Below are 20,171 nucleotides of genomic sequence, written 5' to 3'. Positions count from 1 at the left end.
GCACCCAAATTTACTTTTCTACTGTGACTATTTCTGAATCCGCAGCGGTCCACGCTGCCGCACCTTCATGTGTCAGCTGATGGGAGGCGTCATTCCAGTGAAGGTGCGTGATCTTTGCGTCGCCCTTTTCGTAGGCGTAGGTGTTGCCGTCGTCCTGGAAGAGCGTGAAGTCGGCGTTGGCTCCGGGATAGATGCGGACCTTGGCTATCTGCTGCGTCTGCGCGGTGCTGTCGATGTGAGCGCCGGTAGGAATAATGGAGCCTGCGCGGACGAATAACGGAATGGTGTCGATCGGGGCGTTGACGGTGATGGTCTGGCCGCCTTTCAACTTTTCATTCGTCCAGTAGTTGTACCAGTCCGCGCCTGCGGGCAGGTAGACCTGGCGGCTGGTTGCGCCTTGCTCGGTTACCGGAGCCACGAGGAATGCGGGGCCGAGCATGTATTCGTCGCGGATGTCGGAGACATTGGCGTCGTTGGGGAAATCCATGAAGAGCGCGCGCATGAAGGGCGCTCCGGTTTTGTAAGTCTGGTAGCCGAGCGAATAGATGTAGGGCATGAGCTCGTAGCGGAGGTTGAGATATTTTTCGAGGATGGGTTCGGCCTGCGGGCCGTAGGACCAGACTTCGTTATAGCGGCGGCTGCCGTGGGTGCGGAAGATGGGCAGGAAGCCCGCGTATTCGAACCAGCGCGTGTAGAGCTCGGGATAGTCGTCGTAGTCGCCGACGTTGTCTCGGATGGGCGATGGATCAATGAGTGGCGGATGCAGAGGATGATGCGTGCCGGGCAATGGCTGCCAGCCTCCGGTGTCGTTGCTCCAGTAAGTCATGCCGGAAGCGGCAAAGTCGAGGCCGGTGGGAATCTGGCGTTTGAATGCGTCCCAGGTTGCGGTGATATCGGATGACCAAAAGATGGCGCCGTTGCGCTGTGCGCCGAGGTAGGCGTCGCGCGAGAGGACCAGGCCGCGGTGCAGTGTGTCCTTGCGGAAGCCGTCGTAGATCGCGCCGGTGTGGAAGAGCGGATAGACGTTGAAATATTGCGTACCGGGGCCGATGCGCAGATAGCTGCCGTTTGGTGGAAGGTCAGGCTCGGTTTCGTCGGCCCATATGGAGTCGAAGCCTTTGCTCAGGATATTTTCCTTGATGGTCTGCCAGTACCAGTGCGCGGCGTCAGGGTTGGTGGTGTCGATATCGGAGCCGGCCTTGTCATAGGGCAGACCGTTGGTCGGGGTGCCGTCGGCGAGATGCTCGAACCAGCCCTTCTGCAAAACGAAATCGTAATAGCGCGAGCCCGGCTCGAAGCGCGGCCAGACGCTGATCATGGTCTGGAAGCCCATTTTATGCAGCTGATCGTTCATTGCTTTCGGATCAGGCCAGAGGTCGGAGACGAAATCCATCTGACCCATCTTCGTGTAGTAGAGCCAGTCAACGACGATGACATCGGCGGGAAGATGGCGGTCGCGATAACCTTTTGCGACGGCTAATACTTCATCCTGCGAACGGTAGCGCTGTTTGCACTGGATGTATCCGTAAGCGGCCTTGGGCAGCAGGGGCGTGGCTCCGGTGAGAAGGCGGTATCCGGCATAAATCTCGTCATATGTTTTTCCGGCGATGATGAAGAAGGAGACGCGGTCGCCTACATCGGAGGTCCAGCTGGTGCGCTCATTGAAGTGCGGCGCGATGGTTGTCTTTCCAGGATTGTCCCAGATGATGCCGTAGCCATAATTTGTAACCATGAAAGGTACACATGTGCTCTGACCGCCGGGCGCGTTGTAGTCACTCCAGCAATGGACTACGTGGCCGCGATGATCGAGGAAGCCCTCCTGGTTCTGGCCGAGGCCGTAGTAGTGCTCGTCGTCGGGCGATTTGAAGTTCGCGCCGACCTGATAAAACTCAGGATCGGTGGGGCGACGGTCGTAATTCAACTGCGAGTTACCGTCTTTATGGTTAAGCACGGACATGGACCAGCCGTTCATTTCGGTGATCGTCTTTCCGTCGGGCGTGGTGAAGGTGATATCTGCGCCGGGAGTGGAACCGCTGAAGTATTTGCCGGGGTCCATCACCGATTGAGGTGGCCTGCTTCCGCCGGAGTGCCAGCCTTTCAGCGTCACCGTCAGCTGCGATGATTTGTAGACTTCATCGACGCCATCTTTTTCGTGTGTCCAGCCCTGTGCGGAAGGTGAGGCGACGAAGCCATAACCGGGTGCAGCCAGCGCGGAGTCCTTCAACATGCTGAGCGTGACGCGGACGATGTTCGGCGCATATGGCTCGAAGACAATGGTGGACTTGCCGCGTTCGAGCACGACACGCTGCGCATCGGTTTGCGCCTGGGTTTCTGTGATTGTTGCGAAAGCGAGTGCTGCGATGCCGATGGCGAGAGAAAGCTTACGAACCATACTGGGTGCCGATTCCTTCGCAGCCAAGTTTAATCGATTTACTCAAGGCTGTCTTCTATTTCCCTGAACATCAGTCGATGTTCGTAGAGGTGCCGGGAGAGAACAGCAGATCCTTCGACTACGCTCCCTCCGGTCGCTTCGCTCAGGATGACAATAGAAGGGCTATATGCCGTTGGCTACCGCCTGCATCTGCTCGCGGAACCATTGCTGCGCGGGTTCGCAGGTTAAACGGGCATGCCACGCCATGACGTATTTGAAGGAGTGCAACTCGACGGGAGCCTCGACCGTTCGCACCGTCTTTATGTGGCTTACGATTTTTGCCAGACGGCGGGGACGGTGACGAGTGCTGGGTTGGAAGCCGCAGCCGAATCTCGGGCTGCTGGAAGATATTACGAATGGATCGTATCGAGAGCTTGCGGCGAGCCTGCGCGTTCATTCGTAAGGTGTCTTGGCGAGGAATACGGGCCGCGATCGACAAAATCTGGCGGCTTCGCCATATTCGCACCCATGCGATACTCAATAAGGCATGTATAACCGCGTCGTTCTTAAGCTCTCAGGGGAAGCGCTGGCTGCTGGTCGCGGCTTCGGCGTCGATGTAGACCGTGTGCACGAAATTGCCGCAGAAATTGCCGAGGTCCGCGAGATGGGCGTCGATGTGGGCGTCGTGGTTGGCGGCGGCAATTTTTTTCGCGGCGTGGCCGAGCAGGCCAAGGAAATGGATCGTGTCTCAGCCGATCACATGGGCATGCTGGCGACCGTGATTAATGCCATCGCCATTCAGGATGCGCTGGAGAAGCAGAATGTGCATGCGCGCGTGATGTCGGCGATTGAGATGCACCAGGTGTGCGAGCCGTATATTCGCCGCCGGGCCATCCGGCATCTCGAAAAAGGCCGCATCGTGATCTTTGCCGCAGGCACCGGCAATCCGTATTTTTCCACCGACACGGCAGCTTCGCTGCGCGCCATGGAAATCAAGGCGGATGTTCTGCTGAAGGCGACCAAGGTCGAGGGCATCTACGATGCCGACCCGGTCATCAAAACCGATGCCGTGAAATTTGAGCAGATTACGTACATGGATATTCTGCGGTTGGGGTTAAAGGTAATGGACACCACCGCGGTAAGCCTGTGCAAAGACAACAATCTGCCCATGATCATCTTCAATATGAATCGGCCGGGGAATATCCGCCGCGTAATCAGCGGGGAGAAAGTCGGCTCACTGGTGACGGCCTGAACGAAGAGATGCAAACCGGCTCATCGGCTGCGGTGCTGGAGCGGCCCGCAGAGACGGTGGGGCTCACTTCAGCCGACAAGCCGCAAATAGTTAAGAAATCGAGGCTTCCAGCGCTTTCCGGGCTTCGTGCCTTCGCCGCGCTGAATATTGTCTTCTACCACTTTTCGAATCCGAAGTGGTTTGGGCCTTTCGCTCCTATTGTCGATAACGGGTATACCTCGGTCAGCTTTTTTCTGCTGATGTCGGGCTTTATTCTCGCGTACAACTACAGCGACCGCGCGCAACGCGGACAGCTGAGCGCAGGCCATTTCTGGGTTGCGCGTCTTTCGCGGCTTTATCCGGTTTATGTTCTGGGCCTGCTGGTTTCGATGGGCATGCTGGTGGCGGAGTGGCAGGTGCGCACGCATGGCGAGTTTGTGCTGGGGGTTACGCTGACGCCGTTGTTGCTGCAAGGCTGGGTGCCGAAGTTGGCCACTTTCTGGAATACGCCGGCGTGGACGATGTGCACGGAGGCGTTTTTCTACCTGATTTTTCCCGTTGTAGTTTGCTGGAAACGACCGCGACACTGGCGTGGATTGATTGCGTTGCTATTTCTTTTATGGGTCGCGGGCCTGTTTCTGCCGACGCTTTACACGGTGTTGCAGCCGGATGGTCCTCATCCTGGACGTTATACGGACAGCTTCTGGATGCGGGCGCTCAAGTTTTCGCCGCCGCCGCATGTGCCGTCATTTTTATTCGGCATCGTGCTGGCGGATGTGGATGCACGTATTTCGCGGGAGAGCCGCTATCGCTTGCTGCTGGGTTTGGCGGGAGTGGCAGCGCTTTACACGATTCTTTACTACGGCGACCATATGCCCTTTGCCCTGATGCATGACGGGCTGCTGATGCCGCTCTTCGGCATGTCGATTTTAGGGCTGGCGGGGCATAACCTGATTGCGCGGTTCTTCGGTTTCTGGCCCTTTGTCGCGGTCGGACAGGCGAGTTACTGCCTTTACATCCTTCACTTCAATTTGTGGGAGCTGATTCACAACTCGCATCTGTTGGAAAGACTGCATCTGATCGCGCTTGATCCGTGGATCAGCTATTGTCTGCTGGTTGCGGCGGCGTTGCTGGCCATGAGGTTTATCGAGAAGCCGACGCAGAAGTGGATTCGCGGCCTGGTCAGGGAAAAGGCTTAGGCCGAGAGGGGCGGGACTGTTCCCCTTCGTTCCTCAGGGTAAGAATGACGCTTATCTTTGGCTTGATCTCAGGCAGACGATCTAAACCGTCGCTACCTCAGGATGGGCAACGACTACCTGATTGCGGCCGCCATGCTTGGCTGCATAGAGTGCGCGATCAGCGGCGCGCAGTAATTCTTCCAGCGTCTCGCCAGATTTCGGGTAGGTTGCCAGCCCGATCGAGATGGTGAACTGGCCCAGCGCCTCGCCGCGGAAGCGGATACTCATACGGCTGACCTGTTCGCGGATCGCTTCGGCGCGTTCCAGAGCAGCGTGCTGATCTGTTTCCGGGAGGATGATGACAAATTCCTCTCCCCCATAGCGGCAGATGATATCTTCCGCTCTCACCGACTGGCGGAAGATATCGGCCACGCCGCGCAGGGCGGAATCTCCCGCTTCGTGTCCAAAGGAGTCATTGAACAGCTTGAAGTGGTCCACATCGAGCATCAGCACGGACAGTTCCGCATGGTTTCGCGCCGCGCGCCGCACTTCGCGGTCGAGCGAAATTTCCATGAAGTGCCGGTTGAATAGATCTGTCAAACCGTCGCGGATGGATTGATGCTCCAGCCGCTCGCGAAGGTTGAGGCCGGCAATGGACATCGCTGCCATCTCGGCCAGCTCTTCCAGGCTTTCCTTGTTGCGCTCTACATCGATACCGATGAGAGAGGTTGGACACTCAATATACAGAATGCCAAGAGTGTCGCCCTGCGCCGACAAGGGGATGCAGAGGTAGTTGTCCGGCGGGGTACCTCGGAAATGGCCGCAGTTTACTTCAGATTCTCCCGGCTTTCTCCAGCGCAGCCGCCCGGAACGAAGGCCACAGCACGCGTCCAGTGAAAATACATCCATTAGCCTCGTTTCACCTGGGGATGAGGAAGCTATTTCCACAATATTGCGGGAATTGTTAACGAGGAGCAGGCTCACATTGGTGGAGGGCAACAACTGCGAGCAATAACGCACGACTGCCGCGTGCGCCTGAGCAGCGTTGGTGCAAAGCTGCAGCTCTTCTCTGGCTGATATGAGGAGAGCTGCCTCAGCGGCACGCTTTTTCAGCGTGAGGACGGTGACTTCCAGCTGCGCGTTCGTACTGAAGACGCGCCGTTCCATCTGCCGGCGTTGTTTGGCGTCCCGGATGAGGAATCCGAAGAGAACGATAACCACAGCGAGAGAAGCAACCAGAAAGCCTATGCCGGCCAGAAGGCTGCGATAGATACTTTTTTGTGATTCTGTAGTGCGCTGGGTAAGCAGCGTCCGCTCTGAGCCCTGCATCTTGCTCACGGCATCGCGGCAGTCGAGGATTTTCTGGTGCAGGCTCGCGTCGGGTGTGAGGGAGTTGTTTACCCGCTGCTTCAAATCAAGAATGCAGCTATGCAGTGTTTGCGCACGGGAAGTCTGGTCTGGATTGTCTTTGACCAAGTCATCGACATGAATCAGATCGCCGTCGAGCGAAATGGTGCTCGTCTGCGCATCTCTTTGATCGTCTTGATCTTTGCCCAAAAGATAAAGGCGTTCGTAGAGGTCGATACGATCCAGGCGTTGCGAAGCGGTCTGTAGTACCGTCAATACTTCCTGCGAGTGGTCGCGCCAATCGCGAGATGCGACGAGATGTTCTGTCGTGTCATAGACGAAAAGAGCGGAGGCGCAGATAAAGAAGATAGTCCCAATCGCCCCAAGCACCAGCAGGGGGATGGTACGGTCTCGGTGATTCATCGGCGATGTTGTCTGTATATCCACGCAGTAATTTCGGGGGCGCGGAAGTGCAGCGCGCAGGCGCTTCCGTCAAGGTGGGTTCAGTGTATCGTGGCTAAAAGAGGCGACGAAAGCGAAATTCACTGCAAACAGGCTCTTTTTAACTCTAGAGGTGACTTTTGGGGCCATTTTCAACCGCCTCAAACTGCTACACTAAGAAGTTTTGTGATGACAGAGACAATGACACTTCCAACCCGCGCGCTGCGCGTTGCTGAAAGCATTACCGAATTGATGGGCCAGACGCCCATGCTGCATTTGCGCCGGTTAGCCCCGTCGGGCATGGCTGATCTCTATGCAAAACTCGAATTTCTCAACCCCGGCGGCAGCGTAAAAGACCGCGCGGCTCTGGGCATGATTCTGGACGCCGAAGCACGCGGCGTTCTGAAGCCAGGCGCGACCATCGTTGAGGCGACGGCAGGGAATACCGGAGTCGGGCTGGCTCTGGTTGGCGTGAACCGCGGCTACAAGGTAGTGCTGTTCGTTCCCGAAGGCTACGCGGAAGAGAAGTGCATGCTCATGCGCGGGTTTGGTGCGACGGTCGAGCGCACTCCGGAGGCCGAAGGCATGAGCGGAGCTATCCGCCGTGCTGTGGCTCTTGCGAAAACCGGTGACGATATCTTTGCCGCGCTGCAGTTCGAAAATGATGCCAATCCGGAATTTCACTACGAAACAACTGCGCGTGAACTGTGGGAGCAGATGGAAGGGCGCGTGGATGCGTTTGTCGCCGGGGTGGGCACAGGTGGAACCTTCTCGGGAGTGGCGAAATTTCTCAAAGAAAAGAATTCGAAGATCCTTACTGTGGCCGTCGAGACGGAAGGTTCCATCCTGCAGGGCGGCGAGCCGGGTCCACATAAGGTAGAAGGCATCGGAGTTTCTTTCGTACCGAAGACCTTCCATCCCGAGGTGGCGGATGAGATCGTGCGCGTTACCGATGCCGACGCTTTTGCCATGGTGAAACGGCTTGCTTCCGAAGAAGGAGTGCTCGCCGGATCGAGCGCCGGAGCCATGGTGCATGCGGCGTTGCAGGTCGCACAGCAACTCGGTCCGGGCAGGCGCGTTGCCACCATCGTTCCCGATTCGGCGGAACGCTATCTCTCCAAGAAGATTTTTGAGGGCGGTCTCTAAAGCTACGCAGGAGCCAAACTAAGCGCAACCTCCACACTCGGGCGGACCCTATCAGCGGTTCGTGGAAATGGCATGGATTCTTCGCTATGCTCAGAACGACGCATCAGGTCTTACAGGAGTACATAGTTGATGACGAAAGCAACGCAGGGATTTTCTACTCGCGCCATTCACGATGGACAGGAACCGGATCCTTTGACAGGCGCAGTGAATGTGCCGATTTATCTCTCTTCGACTTATGCGCAGGAAGAGATTGGCAAGAATAAAGGCCATGAATATGCGCGCGTTTCGAACCCGACGCGCGATGCGCTGGAAACAAATCTGGCATCTCTCGAAGGCGGCACGAGCGCGCATGTTTTCGGCAGCGGCATGGCCGCCATCATGGCGATGGTGACGATGCTCAGGAGCGGCGATCACGTTATCTGCGGCGAAAACGTTTATGGCGGCACGGCCCGCCTCTTTAACCAGATCGTTGTGAACTATGGCATCGAGTTCACGTATGTCGACACTTCGGATGTAGGAGCTGTCCGCCGCGCGATCAAGCCGGAGACGAAGCTTATGCACATTGAGACACCGACGAATCCGCTGATGACTTTGACCGACATTCGCGCCGTGGCGGATGTCTGCCATGAACGCGATGTCGAATTGAGTGTCGATAACACCTTCATGTCGCCTTACTTTCAGCGGCCCATCGAGCTGGGAGCCGACATCGTGATGCACTCGACCACGAAGTTTCTCAATGGGCACAGCGATGGTCTGGGGGGCGTGCTGGTGGGCACGACACCGAAGCATAAGGAGCAGTTCGCTTTCGTGCAGAAATGCACCGGCGGCATTCTCTCGCCCTTTGAAAGCTGGCTGATCCTGCGCGGCGTGAAGACGCTTGCGGTCCGCATGAAGCAGCACGATGAGAGCGGGCGCAAGGTTGCCGCCTTTCTTGCGCAGCACAGCAAGGTGAGACAGGTTTTTTATCCCGGGCTGGCAGATCATCCACAGCACGAACTGGCAAAGAAACAGATGAGCGGCTTCGGTTCGATGATCTCGTTCGAAACGGGATCACTCGCGAATGCGAATGCGCTGCTGAAAAGCGTGCGCGTCTGCACGCTGGGCGAATCGCTGGGCGGAGTGGAGACGCTGATCTCGCATCCGGCGACGATGACGCATGCTGCGGTTGGCGAGAAAGAGCGCGCGCGGCTTGGCATTACTGATGGGCTTGTCCGCATCTCGGTCGGAATAGAAGATGTGGATGATCTGCTCGCCGATCTCGATCAGGCGCTGGCGCAGGTGTGAAGAAGGCTCTGCTGTCCTGGAGCAGCGGTAAAGACAGTGCCTGGGCGCTGCATTGCCTGCGGCAATCCGGCGAGTATGAAATCGTTGGATTGCTGACGACCATCAATGCTGCTTTCGATCGCGTGGCCATGCACGGTACGCGCCTTGCGGTGCTTGAGGCGCAGGCTGAAGCCGCGGGTCTGCCACTGTGGAAAGTGCCGCTGCCGTGGCCATGCTCGAATGCAGAGTATGAAACTGCCATGAGCGCCGCGTGCGAATGTGCTGTTGCTGAGGATGTGGAAGCCATCGCCTTCGGCGATCTTTTTCTTGAAGATGTGCGGCGTTACCGCGAGGAGCGTCTTGCGGGCACTGGACTCACTCCCCTTTTTCCGCTGTGGGGAATAAATACAAACGAGCTGGTGCGAACCATGTTACGCGCCGGAGTGAAGGCGCGGATTGTCTGCGTCGATCCGAAAAAGCTGCCCAGGGAATTTGCTGGTTGTGATTTAGATGAATCTTTGTTGCGGCAATTCTCGGCGAGTATTGATCCCTGCGCGGAGAACGGTGAGTTCCATACCTGCGTTTATGCCGGACCTATGTTTCACAAGCCGATTGCCATCGAGAGTGGAGAAGTGGTCGAGCGGGATGGGTTTGTTTTTGCCGATGTGAAGCTGTCTCCGGATGCTGTCAGAGCATCCGGAGACGCTTAGAGATTAGCGGCGTCCGTAAAAGTGGTCGTAGTGCGCATGGTAGTAAGGACGCGCGTAGTACGGATGTCCATAATACGGGCGATAGTAGCTGTGATAGACCCAGCGTCCTGGCATCCACGCTGTTCCGGCATAGTAACCAGGCGCCCAGATATATCCAGGTCCGGGGCAAGGCGTGGCATACGCCACCGCAGCGGGACCGACGCGGACTGCAAACCCAACCTGCGCGTGGGCGGCTGCAGAGGTGAAGAGGGTGGCAGCAGCAAAGGCAAGAGTATAGAGTGCGCGTTTCATAATAATTAGTTCCTTTCTTTAGCGCGTTGGCTTCGTTCAGCTTCGAGCCTCAGCGCTCATTCTTTCCATAAGTGGAAACAGCATTGGCGCGCAAATGTTGCGGTGAATTTTTCATGCAGCGATGTGCGCCGATGCGCGAAAACCTGCATCGTTACTGGGCGCAAGCGCATCGCGCTGTTACATTAAACAAAGCGTCCTTCTTATGTTTGCAAAAGCGCAGCGAGTGCATTTTATTGGAATTGGCGGCATCGGCATGAGCGGTATTGCCGAAATTCTGCTCAACCTGGGTTATGCCGTTTCCGGCTCCGATCTTCGCCATTCACTGATCACTGACCGGCTCTCTACGTTAGGCGCTACTGTTTTTGAAGGCCACGCCGCCGCGAATGTGATCGGGTCGGGAGTCGTCGTCACCAGCTCCGCGGTGAATGAGCGCAACCCGGAAGTGATTGAAGCACGCGCGCGCAAGATACCGGTGATTCAACGGGCAGAGATGCTGGCCGAGCTGATGCGCCTGAAGTACGGCATCGCCGTGGCAGGCATGCATGGAAAGACCACAACTACATCGATGATTGCCACGGTGCTGGCGGCAGGCAATCTCGATCCGACGGTAGTGGTCGGCGGCAGAGTAGATGCGATGGGCTCGAATGCGCGGCTGGGCAAGTCGCATTATCTTGTGGCCGAGGCCGATGAGAGCGACCGGTCGTTTCTCAAGCTCTCGCCCATTCTCGCCGTGGTGACGAATCTCGACCGCGAACATATGGACTGCTACCGGGACATGACCGATGTCGAAAATGCATTCGTTGAATTTATGGACCGCGTGCCTTTTTATGGAAGCTGCGTTGCGTGCATCGACAACGACCAGCTGGCCGCGATTCTGCCGCGTGTGCGACGGCGTGTCTTTACCTATGGCACTACGGCGAAAGCTGATTTTGTTGTTCGCATGCTTCCACAGCCAGAGGACGCTCGCGTGCGTTTTGAAGTGGCTGCCGATGGGCAGGTGCTGGGGCCGTTCTCACTGCACGTTCCCGGGCGGCATAACGTGCTTAACGCGACGGCAGCAATCGCCATCGCTATGCAACTTGAGATTAAGCCGGAAGCCATTGCGGAAGGCCTGCAGTCCTTTCGTGGCGTCGACCGCCGCTTTCAACTCAAGGGATGCGAGCGCGGAGTGGCTGTCATCGATGACTACGGTCATCATCCGACGGAGATCCGTGCGACTCTGCGCGCCGCGCGCGACTGCAACTATCGCCAGGTGCACGTTATTTTCCAGCCGCACCGCTATACGCGGACGCGCGATCTGATGGAAGAATTTCTGACTGCTTTCGACGACGCGGATACGGTTGAAATTCTTGATATCTACGCTGCGAGTGAGGAGCCGATTCCTGGCATTTCCGCCGACGCGCTGGCGAAAGCTGTGAAACACCCTGCCGTCGCTTATGCGGAAACACCTGCAGAAGCCATTGAGCGGGTCGTAACACGGGCCGAGGAGGGCGATGCGATTCTGACGATGGGAGCGGGAAATGTATCGCAGCTGGCGCCGCAGGTATTGGAGCGACTACGGCAAAAATCGATCTCTTAAGCCGGGGTTAAGAATTCTGCGACAGGGATTCAAGAAATCTTCGATGGCATCGTATTGATATTGAACGAGATATAATCAATTTTAGATGTTTAAACCGGACAGTCTTACGATACGATAATCTGATAGATAGTGATTAGTACGCGTATCGTCGATTTTCTGATGAGTCTTGGAGTTCTTGGACTCATTAGCTCGACCATCTTTAATGGACTTGTTTTCGCCGGGGTGTATCGCTTTATAGCGGCCCGGCGGAAAAACCGTGCGATGGCCTCAGTTGATTTCTCTCCACCAGTAAGCCTGCTCAAGCCGCTCCACGGAGCCGAGCCGAATCTCGAAGCGCACATCGCCAGCTTTTTTGAGCAGGATTACGCTAACTACGAAATTCTTTTCTGCGCCCGCCATACGAATGATCCCGGCTTGCAGATCGCGCGGCGCGTAGCGGCACGCTATCCATCGATTCCAGCAAAATTTCTGGTCACTGGCGAACGCACGTTTATCAATGCAAAGGTGTCGTCGCTTGAGAAGATGGCTGCTGCCGCCAACACAGACATTTTTGTTATCAGCGACAGCGATGTGCGGGTTACGTCCAACTACATCCGTGAAGTGGTCGCGCCCTTTGTCCGCGAAAAAGTGGGCGCTGTTACCTGCTTGTATCGCGGCGTGGCTGACGAGGGTTTGTGGGCAAAGCTTGAAGCGGCAGGCATGTCAGTCGAGATGACCTCGGGCGTGCTGGTGGCCAACATGATGGAGGGCATGCAGTTTACGCTCGGCCCCACCATGGCTGTGCGGCGCAGGTGCGTGCAGCAGATGGGTGGATTCGCCTTTCTCGGTCCCTATTGTGCTGATGATTTTGTGCTTGGCAACCAGATTTCCGCTTTGGGCTACGACGTTATTTTATCCGACCACGTCATCGACCATGTGGTTTTGAATTTGAGCCTGCCTGCGTCCGTAAAGCACCAGGTGCGCTGGATGAAGTCCACGCGCTTCTCGCGCCCCAAAGGCCACTTCGGCACATCGCTGACCTTCGCATTGCCTTTCGGATTGCTCGCCGGCTTCGCCGCGTGGTGCCTGCACCGGCCACACCTGGCGATGGCGCTGATTGTGTACAGCATTGTGGCGCGGGCCGTGATGGCCGCAGTCGTCGGCGCGGCGGTTGTCAACGAACGCCGCCTGTTGCGCACGACGTTGCTTTACCCTCTGCGGGACCTGTTGGGATTTCTTTACTGGGTTGCCAGCTATGGCAGCAGCGCGGTTTTGTGGCGTGGGCAGATTTATCGGCTTACGACAGGCGGTTTGATGCAGCCCGTAGCCGATAGCCCGCAGCCTGAACACGAGCCCGCGATGATGGCTTAACCTGCCACTGTCCTTAAATCAAAAACCGAAGCTATCGTTCTGATCTGAAGCGGAAATCTCGAGTAAGAATTGCTGGAGATTCTTCGCTTCGCTCAGAATGACGGTGATTTTTGGCGCGTCTTCACATCTGCTACATGATGGCCGAGCTACATCGGCCTGTCTGTATACAGTGTCTTGTCTGAAAGTTCTTGCAGCTTGTACAGATGGCCGGTCAGCAGCGTTTCCACGTGATCATGGTAATCACCGGAAACAAAAAGAAATTTACGCGGGCCGCTGCCCCACATCGGCAGAAGATCGTTATCGCTCAGGAAAATATGTGGCGCGTCGGGATAGCATGATCCCCAGATCATCGACGAACCGAATTCGCCGTGGCTTCCCGGGTTCGGCGTGAAATAAGACGAGCTTCCGTGTACCAGCAGCGCCTGCCGGTGCGTGTAAAAGATGACCGACGAGCCATCGGCCTGATCGCCGTAAATGATGAGCTGATCGCCGGATGAAGCGAGACGGTTTACGGTATCCGCCATGGCGCGTGACGAGAGCATCGGTCCAAAGCGAACAAATGCGATATGCGCGGCAATGAGGAAAACAGCGCCGGTGAATGCGACCGAGACCGTCGATTCAAAGGAGTGTCCGCGCTTGCGGAGATACAAAGCCACCAGCGGACCTACCAGAAGCGCCACCGCCGCGAGCGCTGCCGGAAGCCGCAATGCAGCAAAAGATGGTCCGGTGAGATCAAAGAAGTGGGAAGACGCCAGCGAATAGTTGCCGACCCCACGATGGGCCAGCAAAGTACCTATATCCGAGACATAGGGCAGATTGCGCGAGGCCCAGAGCCCGCTGCCGAGCGCAATGGCGATGGCAACACCTACCACTGCAAACGCAACGTGCGCCCCGAAGAGCCATTTGCTGCGGGCATTGATCCAGCGTCCCGCCTCGGGCGCCTCTTCAATCGATCCCAGCGCGCCCGCCGTAAGCAGCAGAAGCGGGAAGTATGCCGGCCACGTGTAGTATTCCTGATTCGTGGAGATGCCGAAGAAGAGCAGGATAAACGCACCATAGAACATCAGCAGCAGTCCTGTGCGAGCGCGGAAGCGCATGCGCGCCGCCATGCTGGCCGCTTCGTATGCGCTGCTGCGCGCGTCCAGAAAATGCAGCGTATTCGAGGCGTCGTAGCGCACGTCAGCCCATGCGAGCCTGCGGTTGCGCCACGCGCGAAGAATCGCTACAGGGAAGTAGAGGCTCCAGGGGAAGAGCCAAACCAGTTGCCCCAGCCAGAAGACCAGGAACGGCTGCTTATTGTAGTCGTGCGGATAGCGCTTGCCGAGAAAGCGCAGCACGTGCTCGTTGATGAAATAGAAGTAGAAGAAGCCGTGCACATGTCCTGGCGTGGGCACGTTGCCTGCCGGGTTGCCGTGATCGGGGTTCCGCAGGCCTGCCAGAATATGCCAGGGCGCTGCGATCATCAGAAACAGCAGCAAGCCGGTAAACAGGCGCAGTTGCCGCCACTTGCGCCACTCGCCCGTAATCAGCAGATAGGGGATGACCGCAGCGAGAAAGAATACGGGTGCGATCAATCCTTTGGCCAGTACTGCGATCGCGAGCGCGGTGTACATGGCGTAAATGCGCGCAGACTTGCGATCTTCGAGGCCTGTGAGAAAGCAGTAGAGCGCAAGCGCAATGAAAAAGGTCAGTATCGATTCCGGGATGAAGAACCGCGTCCAGATAAAGATGCCGAAACTTGTCAGTATTCCAAGGGCGGCATAGAAGGCAGCGCGCTCGCCATAGGCGCGCCGCCCCCAGAACCAGGCCAGCGCCGCGCAGGCCAGCACTCCAAGGGCCATGGGCAGATGGGTGGCAAAAACGTTGTAGCCGAAGATGCGGTAATCGGCTGCCGCCATCCAGTAGGGCAGCGGCGGCTTTTCCAGATAGCGGATGCCGTTGACGTAAAGCGTGACCCAGTCGCCGCTCCTTGCCATGTGCTGCGCCGCGTTGGCATGCGTCGCATCGGCATCATCCAAGAGGGAAGGCGAGAAGAGCGCGGCAAAATGCACCGCGAGAAAGACCAGCAGCAAGAGCGTCCATGTCCTGACGGAGGACGAAAGCAATGCAGGTTGGCGAGAGTTACTACCAGGCAATATCGAGTCAGACATGATGATTCCGAAGATTTAGGATATCAGTGCAGTGGACCAGACTACGGTAAAGACGCAGCGAAAACCTTCTCCAGACGCGCAGCTCGAACATCTGCGCAAGCTGACGGCAACACTGCGCGGCAACCTGGAGAAGTGTGCAGCCGACCCGGATATCGATCCGGTGCATGATGTACGCACCGGCACGCGCCGCGTACAGGCCATGGTGGAGGCGGTTCTGCGTGAACGCAGCGATGCAACTCTCAGCGAAGCGACAGACAAGTGGCTGCGGGTGCTCAAGAGGATTCGCCGTGCGGCTGCACCGGTGCGGGATCTTGATGTGCATCGCAAGCTGCTGCACAAGTTGGTGAAATATGGCAGCAAAAAAGAAGGCGCAGGCGCCACTGCGCCCGGAATCGATGCGACGGGACCATTGCCGGATATCGTCGAAGCTCCAGCGGTTGAACTGCCAACCAATCCGGTCGCAGATCAGGCAGCACATCTGGATGCGTGGCTGCATCATGCGCGTCAGCACAATGCGACGACCCTGAAGAAAAAAGCTGTGAAATTTCTGCCAAAGTTCGATGAGGACGCGGCCGCCTTCGAAGCTGCCCTGCAGCATGTACGTCGCTCCCGCCATCGTCCTCGCGGCGCTGCCGTGGTTGCCCTTGAATCCTTCGCGCGCCTGGTCCATGAAATGGAGCAACTGAATGCGGGCAATCTGCACGATTTTCGCAAGGGGGCAAAGAAAGCGCGGTATATCGCCGAATCAGCCGCTGAAGATGCGCACGCCCTCGCAGTGGGAAAAACGCTCAAGAAGCTGCAGGATGATATTGGCGACTGGCACGACTGGCTCGTGCTTTCGGATGAAGCCCGCGCCGCTCTCGGCGACGACAACCATGAACTCATCGCGCTGCTCGATGCCGAGCGCGACCGTCACTATGTTTTGTCGATGAAGACTGTAAACCGTCTGCGCGGGAGGTTGCTGGGCGAGTGGCTGGCAATGTCGCAGACGCGACGACGGCGATCCACAACAGGACGATCTTCCACGCAACACAAAACATCGTCGTCATGACCGGGGGTGCTCACGCAATCTTCGTCGCTCTCGTGTATCGTTTTTTCGAGTACTAATTTTTTTTAAGTAACCCCCAAAAGCATGCAGACGTTTGCCGCCATCGATATCGGTTCCAATTCCTGCCGACTCAAGATCGCCAGAGTCGTGAATCACCAATTAAAAGTTCTGCACGAAGATCGTGAAGTCACGCGGCTCGGCGGCAGTGTCTTTGAAACTGGGTTAATTTCGCCCGAGGCGATGGCTGCCACCCTCGATGCACTCAAGCGCTTCTATCGCGCAGCACAGCTTCACGGAGCCGACAAAGTACGTGCGGTTGCTACCGCCGCTATGCGCGACGCTCGTAACGCCCGCGCATTTCTCGCCTGGGTAAAGGATGAGACGGGATGGGAAGTCGAAATCATCTCGGGCCTCGAAGAAGGGCGGCTGATTCATCGCGGCATCATGAGCAACGAGACGGGCACAGCAGGCCGCTGCCTGCTCATCGACGTTGGCGGCGGAAGCTGCGAAATTTCGCTTTCGGAACGCAAGCGCATTAAAGAAACCATCAGCGTTCCGCTGGGAGCCGTCCGCCTCACGGAAGAGTTTCTGCACAGCGATCCGCCTTCGAAAGAAGACATCGCCCGACTTAAGCAGTTCATCGCCCGCGAACTGCGCCGTGTCGAGCGCCGCGTAAAGCCAGTGCGGGTGCAAACCGTCATTGCAACCTCAGGTACTGCAGCGGCGCTGGCAGAAGCCAGCCGTGTGCTTGAGAAGCAGAATGCCGGAAAGCAGAGCAATCTTACGCCAACAGCGAATGTTCGCAAGCTGACGGAAAAGCTCACGAAGATGAATAACGAAGCTCGGACGCACGTGCAGGGCGTGGGGCCGCGCCGGTCAGAGATTATCGTTGCCGGAGCTCACGTCTTCGCAGAACTGCTCGAAGGGTTTTCGCTTCCGGGATATCGCTATTCGACCATGGGTCTGCGCGACGGTATTCTCGCGCAGATGCTCGCTGAGCAGGACCCGCGCGCGACGGCACATCAGCAGTTCGAACGCGACCGCTGGGAATCGATTCTCGAAACCTGCCGCAAGTATGGCGTCGATCCGCGTCAGGCCGAGCCGGTGCGTCAGCACGCCGCCCAGCTCTTCCGCGATCTCGAATCCGTGCACAAGCTTCCACAGGAGTATCTGGCATGGCTGGAGGCAGCGGCCATGCTGCGCGACATTGGCAAATTCATGAATTACCAGGGCTATCACCGGCACGCGCAATACATCATCGCCAACTCGGAAATGTTCGGGTTCACGCCGGTACAGCGTGTCATTACCTCGGCAATTGCACGGTATCTAGGCAAGAGCCGTCCTGAGCCAACGGGCCGCACGATGCGGCAGGCTCCTCCGGAAGAGCACGAGAACGTGAAACGCGCGGTGGTTTTATTGCGGCTGGCGGTTGCGCTGAATCAGGATCGCGCCAGCGATGTGCTGAAGGTGAGAGTTCGCGTCTATCCCAAGCAGGTGTTGCTGGAAATTTTCCCCGGACGCACGGGTGCGGAACTGGAGCTATGGTCGCTCCGCAAGGAATCGGCCTACTTTCGCGAAGTCTTTCGCAGGGATCTTTTTGTCACCTTGGCGTAGACGCCTTTCAGGATGCGCGGATCCACCAGCCAGCTCAGAACACCGGGGCGCCGGGTGCAATCCACGCGCGCAATCGCGCCTTTGCGGAGGCGCACATTGGCCCGTCCCGGGGAGACGATCAGCGATCCGAGAAACTGTGGCAGGTTGGGGTTGTGCCCAACGAGGAGCACATTTTCGTAGCGCGTCAGCCCTGCAACAAGCTGCTGAAATGAGGCGAGAGATGCCTCCGGTGACAGAGCTTCGGTTACCTGGATTTTTGCGTCGTAGCCGACCTCGGTTCCGACCAGGGAAGCTGTCTGCAGAGCGCGCTTCAAGGGGCTGGAGACAATGACATCAAACTGCACACTCAGAGCGCTCAAATAGCTGCCCACCAGCATGCATTGCTGTTTGCCTTCCTTGTCCAGAGGACGTTTTACATCCAGAAGAGGATTATTGCGGCGCGTTCCCGCATTTGCATGTCGCAGAATATAGATGTTCATAGAAAAGAAAGAATTGTGCTCGTCCCTGCCGGCTCAAAACACTTATGTGCCGGCGCATTCATCTGATTGTAACAATTGCCTTATGAGAGAGTGGTGCTCGCTATCAGAAGGTGACTGGAACGGGGCTTGGCAGCGGTTCGGTGGGAAATCCGGGATCTGTACCTGGTGTTCCCGGCTCCGGGGGTGGCAGCGGGTCAGGGTCCGGATCTGGTTCTGTGGGCCCGGGATATGGATCAGGCAATGGTCCGGGATCAATTCCAGGCAGTGTGTCAGCAAGCAACGAAGGCATTTGCGACATCAGCCACCGTGACAATGGATCAATAACCGTCATAATTCCTATGACTAGGAAACAAAGTGCGTCTATAAGGTTGCATGATCAGCAGATATTGACTGTTCCCAATACTGACTGACGAGCAATCCACCCAGCCATTGGCGCTCCATGCGGCATTGAAATCCAGCTTGCTTGAGTGCCGCCGAATGATCGGGGAGTGATCGAACGGTGAGCCCGGTGAGTAGCCCGAACATCCCATAAAGCATTGAAATCACAGCGCCGGACAGGCGAGCTCTGACCCCTCCGCGAGGTCGGGCAAATTCTGATACCACCCAGAGCGCACCGGAGACCAACTTCGGCTGAATACTTTCGATCAAGGCAGCGAGTTCCTCTTCAAAGAGGCAATCAAGAAAAAAATGCGTCACAACAAGGTCATAGCCCCGGCCCGGTGGTTCCCAGCTTCTCAGGTCGGCCTGATGAAGAGTTACCCGCCTCCGCATACCGGGATCGAGCCGTTCGTTCAAAAGAGCCAACATTGTCGGGCTGATATCGGCGACATCGGCGTGCAATTGCGGATTTGCCTCGAGCAGCCGCCTCAGGAACCGGCCATCGCCGTCTCCCAGCATCAGTGCATGGCGTGCGCGCGTCAGGTTGGGCAGAAAATGAAACCGGCAGCGTTCGAGTGCGGGGCCAAAGGTCAGGTACTCGAGCCAGCGGTAGGGGCGCGCCAGCCGGTCGAAGTTCAACCGGCGGCTCACCGCAGCCATGCCGCAAATAACAGGGGCGTGAGCAACGCCGCATCGGCTGCAACGCGCAGTTGCATCGCGGTCAGGCGGAGCCTGTTTCGGGCCAGCCAGAAGAGCAGAAGCCCACTCAGCCCGGAAGCGAGAAACAGGAAAAATCGATTGCTATCGTGAAGATCAAAGAATGCCAGCAACAGAGCCAGAATCGCCGCCGCCGCCGCCAGTTTTTCCAGATGCCGCCCTGTCCAACGCATTGCCGGATGCGCTCGATCGTCACCCTCCCAGTTTTCGATGGCAACGCAGTTCAGCCAGCAAAGAATGGCAAAGACGGCAATGATGGGAAGGATTGTCAGGCGCTCGCCTGCGGTTCTCGCCCACGTGGGCACGGCGGTGGCTGCCGCGAAGAGCACCCCTACGGCAAGTTCCTTGGGAAGCCAGCGCTCGGCCCATTTTCCGTGCGCATGCACCAGAAGAAAATAGAGAGCCGCCACGGCGAAGACTGCGGCATCTTCAAGCCGTACGGTGGGAGACATCCGGGTAAACACAACCCATCCGAAAACCGGGCTGATGACGCCACCCATGACGAGAAAAACCGTCCTGTGACGAAGATAAAAATGATGCCGCTGTCTCAGGTGTTCCCATTCCGCGCTGTCGAGGCCGTCAAGGATTCGGTCTGCCACATAGACGAGCCATGTACCAACGGCCAGCAGCAGGGGTGCGAGCGTCGGCAATTCGATATGCGCAGCCTTGGCAAAGCTCCAGCACCACACTGCCGCTACTGTGGGCGCGTCGAGGCTGAGCAGGTGCCAATACATGGCCAGCGTGCCTGCAATGCCAGAGATGCGGGTTTTTTCAGAGAGACGTGGAACGGCAACTGCCACATTTTTATTGTAGAAGGCGGCAGCCAGACGTTCTTGTCCTATACTGAAATGACTAGTCATCTGACTAGTCAGCGAGGC

Annotated in this window: 18 protein-coding genes; 9 read left to right on the top strand and 9 right to left on the bottom strand. The window is 57.3% G+C overall.

Annotation, left to right across the window (positions count from 1 at the left end):
• Positions 1-10: 10 nt before the first annotated feature.
• Both GSQ86_RS11920 and GSQ86_RS23670 read right to left on the bottom strand, forming a co-directional pair.
• Positions 11-2,392: a TIM-barrel domain-containing protein gene (locus GSQ86_RS11920; protein ID WP_158750173.1), complete on the bottom strand. Its 2,382-nt coding sequence runs from the start codon at positions 2,390-2,392 to the stop codon at positions 11-13.
• 162 nt (positions 2,393-2,554) lie between these two features.
• Complete coding sequence (locus GSQ86_RS23670; RefSeq protein ID WP_256366836.1) at positions 2,555-2,686, bottom strand: hypothetical protein; 132 nt, start codon at positions 2,684-2,686, stop codon at positions 2,555-2,557.
• A gap of 232 nt (positions 2,687-2,918) precedes the next feature.
• Here GSQ86_RS23670 and pyrH point away from each other — a divergent pair, with 232 nt between their 5' ends.
• Together pyrH and GSQ86_RS11910 are read left to right on the top strand one after the other, a co-directional pair.
• Positions 2,919-3,623, top strand: coding sequence for a UMP kinase (gene pyrH, locus GSQ86_RS11915; protein WP_158750172.1), 705 nt, complete (start codon positions 2,919-2,921; stop codon positions 3,621-3,623).
• Between the two features lie 8 nt (positions 3,624-3,631).
• A complete protein-coding gene (locus tag GSQ86_RS11910; RefSeq protein ID WP_158750171.1) occupies positions 3,632-4,801 on the top strand; it encodes an acyltransferase in 1,170 nt (389 codons plus the stop codon).
• A gap of 81 nt (positions 4,802-4,882) precedes the next feature.
• On the opposite strand, the gene GSQ86_RS11905 is transcribed toward GSQ86_RS11910, so the two are convergent.
• Positions 4,883-6,550: a GGDEF domain-containing protein gene (locus tag GSQ86_RS11905; RefSeq protein WP_158750170.1), complete on the bottom strand. Its 1,668-nt coding sequence runs from the start codon at positions 6,548-6,550 to the stop codon at positions 4,883-4,885.
• Positions 6,551-6,757: 207 nt separating this feature from the next.
• Between GSQ86_RS11905 and cysK the strand changes: the two genes are divergently transcribed.
• The 3 genes from cysK (at position 6,758) to GSQ86_RS11890 (ending at position 9,687) form a co-directional block, all read left to right on the top strand.
• Positions 6,758-7,714, top strand: a complete 957-nt coding sequence (cysK, locus tag GSQ86_RS11900) for a cysteine synthase A (protein WP_254062332.1) — start codon at positions 6,758-6,760, stop codon at positions 7,712-7,714.
• Positions 7,715-7,843: 129 nt separating this feature from the next.
• Entirely contained in the window at positions 7,844-8,998 is a 1,155-nt protein-coding gene (locus GSQ86_RS11895) for a PLP-dependent aspartate aminotransferase family protein (protein ID WP_158750169.1), read from the top strand.
• The gene (locus tag GSQ86_RS11890; protein WP_158750168.1) at positions 8,995-9,687 is read left to right on the top strand and encodes an ATP-binding protein; all 693 of its coding nucleotides are present in this window, start codon (positions 8,995-8,997) and stop codon (positions 9,685-9,687) included. The genes GSQ86_RS11895 and GSQ86_RS11890 overlap by 4 nt, the downstream gene beginning before the upstream one ends.
• A 3-nt stretch (positions 9,688-9,690) precedes the next feature.
• Here the strand turns inward: GSQ86_RS11890 and GSQ86_RS11885 are convergent, their stop codons facing one another.
• Complete coding sequence (locus GSQ86_RS11885) at positions 9,691-9,978, bottom strand: hypothetical protein (protein ID WP_158750167.1); 288 nt, start codon at positions 9,976-9,978, stop codon at positions 9,691-9,693.
• Positions 9,979-10,180: 202 nt separating this feature from the next.
• On the opposite strand from GSQ86_RS11885, the gene murC reads away from it, so the two are divergent.
• Together murC and hpnI are read left to right on the top strand one after the other, a co-directional pair.
• Positions 10,181-11,557: a UDP-N-acetylmuramate--L-alanine ligase gene (gene murC, locus GSQ86_RS11880; RefSeq protein WP_158750166.1), complete on the top strand. Its 1,377-nt coding sequence runs from the start codon at positions 10,181-10,183 to the stop codon at positions 11,555-11,557.
• 129 nt (positions 11,558-11,686) lie between these two features.
• Positions 11,687-12,907 (top strand): bacteriohopanetetrol glucosamine biosynthesis glycosyltransferase HpnI, encoded by a 1,221-nt coding sequence (gene hpnI, locus GSQ86_RS11875; protein WP_254062331.1) that lies wholly within the window; start codon positions 11,687-11,689, stop codon positions 12,905-12,907.
• Between the two features lie 146 nt (positions 12,908-13,053).
• Here the strand turns inward: hpnI and GSQ86_RS11870 are convergent, their stop codons facing one another.
• The gene (locus tag GSQ86_RS11870; protein ID WP_158750165.1) at positions 13,054-15,057 is read right to left on the bottom strand and encodes a glycosyltransferase family 39 protein; all 2,004 of its coding nucleotides are present in this window, start codon (positions 15,055-15,057) and stop codon (positions 13,054-13,056) included.
• A 31-nt stretch (positions 15,058-15,088) separates the two neighbouring features.
• Here GSQ86_RS11870 and GSQ86_RS11865 point away from each other — a divergent pair, with 31 nt between their 5' ends.
• Together GSQ86_RS11865 and ppx are read left to right on the top strand one after the other, a co-directional pair.
• On the top strand, positions 15,089-16,108 hold the full coding sequence (locus GSQ86_RS11865; RefSeq protein WP_158750164.1) for a CHAD domain-containing protein: 1,020 nt from the start codon (positions 15,089-15,091) through the stop codon (positions 16,106-16,108).
• A gap of 81 nt (positions 16,109-16,189) precedes the next feature.
• Entirely contained in the window at positions 16,190-17,719 is a 1,530-nt protein-coding gene (ppx, locus tag GSQ86_RS11860) for an exopolyphosphatase (protein WP_158750163.1), read from the top strand.
• On the opposite strand, the gene sixA is transcribed toward ppx, so the two are convergent.
• The 4 genes from sixA to GSQ86_RS11840 form a co-directional block, all read right to left on the bottom strand.
• A complete protein-coding gene (gene sixA / locus GSQ86_RS11855) occupies positions 17,671-18,198 on the bottom strand; it encodes a phosphohistidine phosphatase SixA (protein ID WP_158750162.1) in 528 nt (175 codons plus the stop codon). The genes ppx and sixA overlap by 49 nt on opposite strands.
• 103 nt (positions 18,199-18,301) lie before the next feature.
• Positions 18,302-18,487, bottom strand: a complete 186-nt coding sequence (locus GSQ86_RS11850; RefSeq protein ID WP_216841126.1) for a hypothetical protein — start codon at positions 18,485-18,487, stop codon at positions 18,302-18,304.
• 71 nt (positions 18,488-18,558) lie between these two features.
• Positions 18,559-19,236, bottom strand: a complete 678-nt coding sequence (locus GSQ86_RS11845; protein WP_158750160.1) for a trans-aconitate 2-methyltransferase — start codon at positions 19,234-19,236, stop codon at positions 18,559-18,561.
• Positions 19,224-20,093 (bottom strand): hypothetical protein, encoded by an 870-nt coding sequence (locus tag GSQ86_RS11840; RefSeq protein ID WP_158750159.1) that lies wholly within the window; start codon positions 20,091-20,093, stop codon positions 19,224-19,226. The genes GSQ86_RS11845 and GSQ86_RS11840 overlap by 13 nt, the downstream gene beginning before the upstream one ends.
• Positions 20,094-20,171: the final 78 nt, after the last annotated feature.

This window comes from Acidobacterium sp. S8 (assembly GCF_009765985.1).
Taxonomy (GTDB): domain Bacteria; phylum Acidobacteriota; class Terriglobia; order Terriglobales; family Acidobacteriaceae; genus Alloacidobacterium.
The sequence above is the reverse complement of the archived record's forward strand: the minus strand, read 5'-3'. Positions and strand labels throughout refer to the sequence as shown.

Excerpts from the sequence above, each read along its gene's own strand:
- GSQ86_RS11870 (WP_158750165.1), bottom strand. The coding sequence starts at position 15,057 with ATGTCTGACTCGATATTGCCTGGTAGTAACTCTCGCCAACCTGCATTG.
- ppx (WP_158750163.1), top strand. The coding sequence starts at position 16,190 with ATGCAGACGTTTGCCGCCATCGATATCGGTTCCAATTCCTGCCGACTC.
- pyrH (WP_158750172.1), top strand. The coding sequence starts at position 2,919 with ATGTATAACCGCGTCGTTCTTAAGCTCTCAGGGGAAGCGCTGGCTGCT.
- sixA (WP_158750162.1), bottom strand. The coding sequence starts at position 18,198 with ATGAACATCTATATTCTGCGACATGCAAATGCGGGAACGCGCCGCAAT.
- cysK (WP_254062332.1), top strand. The coding sequence starts at position 6,758 with ATGACAGAGACAATGACACTTCCAACCCGCGCGCTGCGCGTTGCTGAA.
- GSQ86_RS11905 (WP_158750170.1), bottom strand. The coding sequence starts at position 6,550 with ATGAATCACCGAGACCGTACCATCCCCCTGCTGGTGCTTGGGGCGATT.
- GSQ86_RS11920 (WP_158750173.1), bottom strand. The coding sequence starts at position 2,392 with ATGGTTCGTAAGCTTTCTCTCGCCATCGGCATCGCAGCACTCGCTTTC.
- murC (WP_158750166.1), top strand. The coding sequence starts at position 10,181 with ATGTTTGCAAAAGCGCAGCGAGTGCATTTTATTGGAATTGGCGGCATC.
- GSQ86_RS11845 (WP_158750160.1), bottom strand. The coding sequence starts at position 19,236 with ATGGCTGCGGTGAGCCGCCGGTTGAACTTCGACCGGCTGGCGCGCCCC.
- GSQ86_RS11910 (WP_158750171.1), top strand. The coding sequence starts at position 3,632 with ATGCAAACCGGCTCATCGGCTGCGGTGCTGGAGCGGCCCGCAGAGACG.
- GSQ86_RS11885 (WP_158750167.1), bottom strand. The coding sequence starts at position 9,978 with ATGAAACGCGCACTCTATACTCTTGCCTTTGCTGCTGCCACCCTCTTC.
- GSQ86_RS11895 (WP_158750169.1), top strand. The coding sequence starts at position 7,844 with ATGACGAAAGCAACGCAGGGATTTTCTACTCGCGCCATTCACGATGGA.
- GSQ86_RS11850 (WP_216841126.1), bottom strand. The coding sequence starts at position 18,487 with ATGCCTTCGTTGCTTGCTGACACACTGCCTGGAATTGATCCCGGACCA.